The 8,392-nt window shown below is 69.4% G+C and carries 7 protein-coding genes and 1 pseudogene; 7 read left to right on the top strand and 1 reads right to left on the bottom strand.

Annotated features, from left to right (window positions below):
- Positions 1-30: 30 nt before the first annotated feature.
- The gene (locus WMR31_RS08040; protein WP_340538268.1) at positions 31-603 is read right to left on the bottom strand and encodes a dihydrofolate reductase family protein; all 573 of its coding nucleotides are present in this window, start codon (positions 601-603) and stop codon (positions 31-33) included.
- A 155-nt stretch (positions 604-758) separates the two neighbouring features.
- Here WMR31_RS08040 and WMR31_RS08045 point away from each other — a divergent pair, with 155 nt between their 5' ends.
- The 7 genes and pseudogenes from WMR31_RS08045 to WMR31_RS08075 all read left to right on the top strand — a co-directional run.
- Entirely contained in the window at positions 759-1,556 is a 798-nt protein-coding gene (locus tag WMR31_RS08045) for a VWA domain-containing protein (protein WP_340538269.1), read from the top strand.
- Between the two features lie 286 nt (positions 1,557-1,842).
- The gene (gene acnA / locus WMR31_RS08050) at positions 1,843-4,524 is read left to right on the top strand and encodes an aconitate hydratase AcnA (protein ID WP_340538270.1); all 2,682 of its coding nucleotides are present in this window, start codon (positions 1,843-1,845) and stop codon (positions 4,522-4,524) included.
- Between the two features lie 143 nt (positions 4,525-4,667).
- On the top strand, positions 4,668-6,008 hold the full coding sequence (locus WMR31_RS08055; RefSeq protein ID WP_340538271.1) for a hypothetical protein: 1,341 nt from the start codon (positions 4,668-4,670) through the stop codon (positions 6,006-6,008).
- Positions 5,992-6,513: a SigE family RNA polymerase sigma factor gene (locus tag WMR31_RS08060; protein WP_340538272.1), complete on the top strand. Its 522-nt coding sequence runs from the start codon at positions 5,992-5,994 to the stop codon at positions 6,511-6,513. Before WMR31_RS08055 ends, WMR31_RS08060 begins: the two co-directional genes overlap by 17 nt.
- 66 nt (positions 6,514-6,579) lie before the next feature.
- A complete protein-coding gene (locus WMR31_RS08065) occupies positions 6,580-7,290 on the top strand; it encodes a RodZ family helix-turn-helix domain-containing protein (protein WP_340538273.1) in 711 nt (236 codons plus the stop codon).
- A 315-nt stretch (positions 7,291-7,605) separates the two neighbouring features.
- Positions 7,606-7,785: a thiamine-binding protein gene (locus WMR31_RS08070; protein ID WP_445321614.1), complete on the top strand. Its 180-nt coding sequence runs from the start codon at positions 7,606-7,608 to the stop codon at positions 7,783-7,785.
- Positions 7,785-8,069: pseudogene (locus WMR31_RS08075) on the top strand (thiamine-binding protein); the annotation flags it as partial. The gene WMR31_RS08070 and the pseudogene WMR31_RS08075, both read left to right, overlap by 1 nt.
- Positions 8,070-8,392: the final 323 nt, after the last annotated feature.

Raw genomic sequence — 8,392 nt, forward strand, 5'->3', positions numbered from 1 at the left:
GCGAGAACTTACCCGCCGGCCGCGCCGGGGTCAACGGACGACGTCGTACACGAGCTTCTGGACGCCGTTGCCGTAGGTCTGGCTCTCGACCACCCGCAGGGTCTGCATGGTCTTGTCGGTCTCGCTGAAGTACCGCTTGCCGGCGCCGAGCAGGACGGGGAAGACCAGCAGGTGGAAGCGGTCGACCAGTCCGGCGTCGGTGAGGCTGCGCACCAGGCTGGCGCTCCCGTGGACGGAGATCGGGCCGCCGTCGGTCTCCTTCAGGGCGGCGACGTCGTCGAGGCTGCGCAGGATCGTGGCGGGCCAGCGCGGCTCGAGCGCCGACTCGTCGAGAGTGGTCGACACGACGTACTTCGGGAGCTGGTTGTACCGCGGGAAGACCTCGGTCATGTCGGGCCAGACCGGCGCGAACGCCTCGTAGCTGTGGCGCCCGAGAAGCAGGGCGCCGGCCTCGTCCTGCTCGCGACCCTTGAGCTCGTAGGCGGCGTCGTCGTGCTCGACGGCTTTGAAGGTCCAGCCGCTGTTGCGGTAGCCGGGCTCGCCGCCGGGGGCCTCGACGACGCCGTCGAGCGAGACGAAGGCGGTGGCGATGAGAGTGCGCATGGTGTCCTCCTGGTGGACTCTGGTCGGTGTGGGTGCGGTTCATCTCCTCCACGAACGGCGGTCCCCGGATACGACACCGCGCGGCGAAGTTTGGTTCACCACCTGTCGAGCAGGATGGGGGGCGTCAACCACAACGCCCTCCGAAAGGCCCATGGATGCCCATCTCGCTCGACAAGGTCCAGTCCACCGCACCCGGTCTGGTCGATCTCGCCAAGACCGCACGGGTCAGCCTCGAGAAGCGCAACCTGTTCGGCACCCGCGCCAAAGTGGCGGTGGTGATGGACTACAGCGGGTCGATGACGCGGGAGTACAGCTCGGGCCGCGTCCAGAACCTCACCGAGCGCATCCTCGCCCTCGCCACCCAGCTCGACGACGACGGCGCGATCGACTTCTTCGTCTTCGACTCCAACGCCGCCTACCTCGGCGAGGTGCCGCTGGACAACTACGCCGGCGCGGTGAACCGGCTCACCGAGGGACGCCGGATGGGCACCACCGACTACGCCGGTGCCTTCCATCTGGTGCGAGACCACTTCGGCTTCCCGCCCCCGCAGCTCATCCAGCAGCCCGGCGCGGAGAAGCGCGGTCTGTTCGGCCGCAAGAAGAAGGTGGAGGGCGCCGTCGACGTCGCCCTGCCGGCCAACCTCCAGCCGGCGGCCGAGCCGGTGTTCGCGATCTTCCTGACCGACGGTGCGCCCAACTCCAAGCCGAAGGCCGTCCAGGCGCTGATCGAGGTGTCGACGGCCCCGATCTTCTGGAAGTTCCTCTCGATCGGCTCGGAGTCCTTCGAGTTCCTCCAGAAGCTCGACGACCTGGAGGAGCGGGTCATCGACAACGCCGACTACAAGCCGATCGGCTCCATCGACGCGCTCTCCGACGAGGCGCTCATCGAGGCCCTCCTGGACGAGTACGGCGAGTACGTCACCGAGGCCAAGCGTCTCGGGATGCTTGCCTGAGGCTCCGCGAGCAGGCCCACCTCCGGGATAGTCCCGGCCGAATGAGTCCCGAAACCAGGGGTTGAGGGACGCAATCGGCCGGGACTATCCCGATTGTCCGCAGTAACTGCGGATCGCAAGAAGCGGCGGGTCGGGGTTGGGAAGTGCCTCGACTTCATGTATCTTGATGTCAAGAGATATCAGAAGATACCGAGAGCCGTCCCTTAGGTCTGCCTTACTACCGCCCGTTCGCGGCGCGACGGCAAGATGGGCGACGGTCATATGAGCACCCACGAGGAGACGGCTGATGCCCAGCAAGGACAGCTTCGGAGCCAAGAGCACCCTCGACGTCGACGGGGCGTCGTACGAGATCTTCCGCCTGGATGCGGTGAAGGGTGACGGCCTGGACGTCGAGTCCCTGCCGTTCAGCCTCAAGGTGCTGCTGGAGAACCTCCTGCGCACCGAGGACGGCGCCGACATCACCGCCGACGACATCAAGGCGCTCGCCGGCTGGGACGCCGACGCCGAGCCCGACAAGGAGATCCAGTTCACGCCGGCGCGCGTGATCATGCAGGACTTCACCGGCGTCCCGTGCGTGGTCGACCTGGCCACCATGCGCGAGGCGATGGCCGACCTCGGCGGCGACCCCACGAAGATCAACCCGCTCGCGCCGGCCGAGATGGTCATCGACCACTCCGTCATCGCCGACGTGTTCGGCACGCCCGAGGCCTTCGAGCGCAACGTCGAGATCGAGTACGACCGCAACCGCGAGCGCTACCAGTTCCTGCGCTGGGGCCAGGGCGCCTTCGACGACTTCAAGGTCGTGCCGCCCGGCACCGGCATCGTGCACCAGGTCAACATCGAGCACCTCGCGCGCGTGGTGATGGTCCGCGATGTCGACGGCGAGCAGCAGGCCTACCCCGACACCTGCGTGGGCACCGACTCCCACACCACCATGGTCAACGGCATCGGCGTCGTCGGCTGGGGCGTCGGCGGCATCGAGGCCGAGGCCGCGATGCTCGGCCAGCCGGTCTCCATGCTCATCCCGCGCGTGGTCGGCTTCAAGCTCAACGGCGACCTGCCCGAGGGCTCCACCGCCACCGACCTGGTGCTGACGATCACCGAGATGCTGCGCCAGCACGGCGTGGTCGGGAAGTTCGTGGAGTTCTACGGCCCGGGCGTCTCGGCGCTGCCGCTGGCCAACCGCGCCACCATCGGCAACATGAGCCCCGAGTTCGGCTCCACCATCGCGGTCTTCCCGATCGACGAGCAGACCATCGACTACCTCAAGCTCACGGGTCGCACCCCCGAGCAGCTCGCGCTGGTCGAGGCCTACGCCAAGACCCAGGGCCTGTGGCACGACCCCGACGCCGAGCCGCGCTACTCCGAGAAGCTCGAGCTCGACCTGGCCACCGTCGTCCCGAGCCTGGCCGGTCCCAAGCGCCCGCAGGACCGCGTCGAGGTCAGCGAGGCCGGCCCGAAGTTCCGCGAGGCGCTCGCCGACTACACCGACGAGCCCGACAAGACCATCGACTTCGAGATCGACGGCCAGTCGCTCAAGCTCGGCCACGGCGCGGTCACGATCGCCGCGATCACCTCGTGCACCAACACCTCGAACCCGTCGGTGATGATCGCGGCAGCGCTGCTGGCCAAGAACGCCGTCGACAAGGGCCTGGCGCGCAAGCCGTGGGTCAAGACGACGCTGGCCCCCGGGTCGAAGGTCGTCTCCGACTACTACGAGAAGGCCGGCCTCACGCCGTACCTCGACAAGCTCGGCTTCAACCTCGTCGGCTACGGCTGCACCACCTGCATCGGCAACTCCGGCCCGCTGATCCCCGAGGTCTCGGCCGCGGTGAACGAGGCCGACCTCGCGGTCACCTCGGTGCTCTCGGGCAACCGGAACTTCGAGGGCCGGATCAACCCCGACATCAAGATGAACTACCTGGCCTCTCCGCCGCTGGTGGTCGCCTACGCGCTCGCCGGCTCGATGGACGTCGACCTCTTCGAGGACCCGCTCGGCCAGGACTCCGAGGGCAACGACGTCTACCTCAAGGACATCTGGCCCTCGCCGGCCGAGGTCGAGCGGGTGATCGGCGAGGCCATCAACTCCGAGATGTTCGGCGACAGCTACCAGGACGTCTTCGCCGGCGACGAGACCTGGCGCTCGCTGCCCACGCCGGAGGGCAAGACCTTCGCGTGGGACGAGGACTCCACCTACGTCCGCAAGCCTCCCTACTTCGACGGGATGCCCGACGAGCCGGAGCCGGTCACCGACATCGAGGGCGCGCGGGTGCTGCTCAAGCTCGGCGACTCGGTCACCACCGACCACATCTCGCCCGCGGGCGCGATCAAGAAGGACAGCCCGGCCGGCAAGTACCTCGCCGAGCACGGCGTCGAGCAGCGCGACTTCAACTCCTACGGCTCGCGCCGCGGCAACCACGAGGTGATGATCCGCGGCACCTTCGCCAACATCCGCCTGCGCAACCAGATCGCGCCCGGCACCGAGGGCGGCTTCACCCGCGACTTCCTCGGCGACGGCGAGGTCACCACGGTCTACGAGGCCTCGGAGAAGTACATCGACGCCGGCGTCCCGCTCGTCGTGCTGGCGGGCAAGGAGTACGGCTCGGGCTCCTCGCGCGACTGGGCCGCCAAGGGCACCTCGCTGCTCGGCGTCAAGGCCGTGATCGCGGAGTCCTACGAGCGCATCCACCGCTCCAACCTGATCGGCATGGGTGTCATCCCGCTGCAGTTCCCCGAGGGCCAGAACGCCGACTCGCTCGGCCTGACCGGCGAGGAGACCTTCTCCATCACCGGCATCACCGAGCTCAACGAGGGCCGCACGCCCAAGACCGTCAAGGTCGTGGCTACCGGCGGTGACAAGGACGTCGAGTTCGACGCCGTCGTCCGCATCGACACCCCCGGCGAGGCCAACTACTACCGCAACGGCGGCATCATGCAGTACGTGCTGCGCAACCTGCGCCGCGGCTGACCCGCGCACTCCACCGCCCCGGCACCCCTCTTCACGAGGTGGTGGCCGGGGCGGCGGCGTGTTCGCGGAAATAGTCCGCGCGGCCACCCCTCCCCGTGCTTGGGTCGTGACGTGAGTGCTGGTGAGAGGCCCGAGGAGGACCGATGACCACACCCACCAGGCTCGCCGAGCGCTTGCACGACCTGGCCGACGACGCTCCCCACGCGTTCGACACCGAGACCGACTCCCTGTGGCGGCAGGGGAGGCGCGACGGACGCCGTCGCCGCGCTGCCGCGGGAGCGGTGGTGGTCGTGGTGGCGCTGCTCGCGGCGTTCGCGACCGGCACCGCGCTCGAGCGGACCGGACCGCAGCCGCTCCCGGTCGCGGCCGGAGGCGAGCAAGGCCTGCCGGACCGCTTCTACGACCCGAGCCCCTGGCTGCCTGACGACGAGGGCGCTCCCGGGCCGTTGGTGGCCGTGATGCCGGCCGAGCGTGGCACCTGGGGAGGCGGGGTCCCCGCCGTGGTGGGCGTCGTCGCGAGCACCCAGGAGTACCGCTTCCTCGACCTGCCGGACGTGCCGCTCGACGAGGATCTGGCCCTCTCGCCCGACGGCACCCAGGTCGCCTGGTGGACGACCGACGGCGATCCGAACGGATCCGTCACCGGCTACGCGGTCTATGACACCGGCACGGGAGAGGTGCGCCGGCGCGAGGTCGAGTCGGGCTCCGGGATCGTCGCGATCCGACTCCTGTGGGCCGACGACGAGACTCTCGTCGCGCAGTACGGACCGATCTCCGAGGTGACATCGGGTGCTGGCACCGAGGACGGCGTCACCGAGGACCTCGTCGCCGAGACCTGGACGAGCGCCGGCGAGCCGGTCGAGCTGCCGCAGTCGCAGTCGTGGCTGCTGGAGTCGACCAATGGCAACGGCGACGTCGTGGTGGTCGACACCGATCGCGCCGTCTACCTCGCGGTGGACGTCGCCGCACCCGCGAGTCCGGTGGAGCTGCTGCCTCGTGCGTCCGTCAGTGGCAGCGGCACGGTCGTGCTCTCGCCCGACGGGCAGCGGTTCGCGACCCAGGCCTCCGCGCGAACGCTAAAAGCCCAGCACTTGCGGGCGGCAGTCCAGATCGGCGCTCCGGAGGGCAAGCTTCGCGATCTGCCGGGGAGCGTGTTCACGCGCGCGCTCGTCGGTTGGGCGGACGACTCGACGATCGTCGGCGTCGACGAGGGCGAGAACCACGATGGATTGGAGTTGGTGCGCTATCCGGTCGACGGCGGCGATCCCGAGGTCGTGAGCGACCTGGCCGGAACGTTGTCCTGGGACGGCATCCGGGTGGCTGGTGACCAGCTCGCGTCGCCGGTCGTCGAGGCCGTCGAGCCGCCGAGCCCGCTCGACCCTCGCATCGTCGCCGCGGCGGCGGGGGGCGCCGGGGTGCTGATCATCGCGGGCGGAGCCGCCGCATTCCTCTGGTGGAGGCGCCGACGTGTCGCTCACGCCTGACCGCGCGGGGTTCGAGCAGTTCGTTCTCGCCCGGCGGGGCGCGCTCCTGCGCACCGCCTACCTGCTCACCGGCAGCCATGCCGACGCCGAGGACCTCGTGCAGACCGCGCTCATCAAGTCGGTGCGGCACTGGCGGCGCATCGCCGACCACCCGGAGCCCTACGTCCGCACCGTGCTGGCCCGCGAGAGCGTGTCGCGGTGGCGCCGTCGGCGATGGCGTGAGCTCACCACCGACGAGATGCCCGAGCGAGTCGATGCCGCACCGGACATCGAGGCTCGCGAGGACCTGCGCCGGGCGTTGCTGGCGCTGGCGCCGCGACAGCGGGCGGTGATCGTGCTGCGCTACCTGGAGGATCTCAGCGAGCGTGAGACGGCCGAGGCACTCGGGATCGCGGTCGGGACGGTGAAGTCGCAGGCGCGCGACGGTCTCGCCGCGCTGCGCCGTCGGCTGCCCGGGCTCGACGACGAGGAGGCGGCCGCGCTGCCGGGGTCACCTGCGTTCTGACCCCCGCGGCGCGCCGTCGGGGCGTCGGTCCGCGTCTGGGGTGTCCTCCCATTGGACGATAGGAGCGTGCGCAGACTTCCCCACCTGATGCTTGCTGCCCTGCTCGTGTTCGGCGTCGCCGCCTGCGGCGACGACGACGAGCCGAGCGGCGACGCGACCCCCTCCGACACGCCCACCTCCGAGGTGACGACGTCCGAGACCCCCAGCGAGACTCCGAGTGAGTCGACCAGTGAGACCCCGTCGGAGTCGCCGAGCCAGACCTCGACGCCCAAGCCGCCACCCTCGCAGCCCCCGACGACCGCGCTGCCGCCCGAGCCCACCGCGCCGAGCCAGCCGCCTACGTCGACCGCGCCCACGAACCCGGGACCCACGACGTACGCCGAGGCGCTGGCCAGGTTCGACGCCCGCGGCACCGAACCGGCCACGATGAAGCGCTTCCGGACCCCGGCGGGCACCTACTGCCTGCTCCAGTCCGACTTCGCGATCGGGTGCGAGCTCGACAGCGGCAAGGGCGTCCCCGCGGCCGACTACTGCGGACCCGACGGCCCGGTCGACAGCGTCGGCCGGATCACCTACGGCGAGGCCGGCAACCCGGTCGCGGAGTGCAACAGCGACACGATCCGCGAGCCCGGCGCCAAGCTCGTCGGCGACGGAAGCGCGATCGCCGCTCCCGGCGGCGGCGGTCTGCTCTGCCTGGTCGAGGACATCGGCGTCACCTGCGTCGACAAGTCCAACCAGACCGGCTTCTATCTCGGCACGGGCTACTCCGTCTTCTGACCGCTCACCGGTTGGTGCTGGCCGGCGGGTCGTGGAGAATCGAGGCATGGTCGGGACGGTCGCTCTCGCGTTGGCAGGTGCTGTGCTGCTGGGGCTCGCGCTGCTGACCGGCGCCGGTCAGAAGCGGCGCGGAGGGTCTGCTCCTGTGGTCTGGGCTTCTGGTGCGTGCTTCCCGGTCACGTGGCTCGTCTGGTACTTCCGGGACGAGCGGCCCTTCGCCCGGTCGGCGCGTCGTTCCATGGCGGTCCGGGGATGATCCGACGCCTGGTCGAGTAGGTACTGGACCATCTCGAGCGCCGGGCTACCGTGGCCAGCATGATCGTGGCGTTCAGCATCAGTCCGATGTCCGGCGACGACGACGGCGGCGTCTCGGAGGCGGTGGCGGCCGCCGTCCGGGTGGTGCGGGAGTCCGGCCTTCCCCACGAGACCAACGCGATGTTCACCAACATCGAGGGGGAGTGGGTAAATGGTGACATGGTGAAAGGAGCAGCGTGATGTTGGTTGCGTTCTCGGTCGCTCCGAGCGGTAACGGTCGCGAAGATGGATCCGTCTCCGAAGCCGTCGCGGCTGCCGTCAAGGTCGTGCGTGAGTCGGGGCTGCCCAACCGCACGGACGCGATGTTCACGACTGTGGAGGGGACCTGGGACGAGTGCTTCGACGTTGTGAAGCGCGCTACGGACGCTGTTGCTCCCTACGGCTCAAGGGTTTCGCTCGTGCTGAAGGCCGACATACGGCCGGGGTTCACGGGGGAGTTGGAACGCAAGATTCAACGAGTAGAGGCGCACTCGACGCCGAGTAGCGCCCGCGGTGTCAACGCTAAGCCGGGCTCGATCGAGATCGTCGTGACGCCGCGGCCGTGCGGGCCTGCGAGTCGTGGGTTCGAACGGCTTCCCGAGGAGAAATGTGATGTCTCAGGACATCGGAAACTCCCGGACCTACAACTTGTAGGTCCGGGAGTGGTCATTTCGGGGTCGTGCGGGTGGGTCCGCGGGGTGCTCCGGTGGGTTGGTAGTCGCGGTTGGGAGCGATGACGAGCTCGCGGAGCAGCTCGCCGGTGGCGGCGTCGATGACGCGGACGTCGAGGTCGTGGACGAGCAGGATG

This window comes from Nocardioides epinepheli (genome assembly GCF_037936805.1).
GTDB lineage: Bacteria > Actinomycetota > Actinomycetes > Propionibacteriales > Nocardioidaceae > Nocardioides.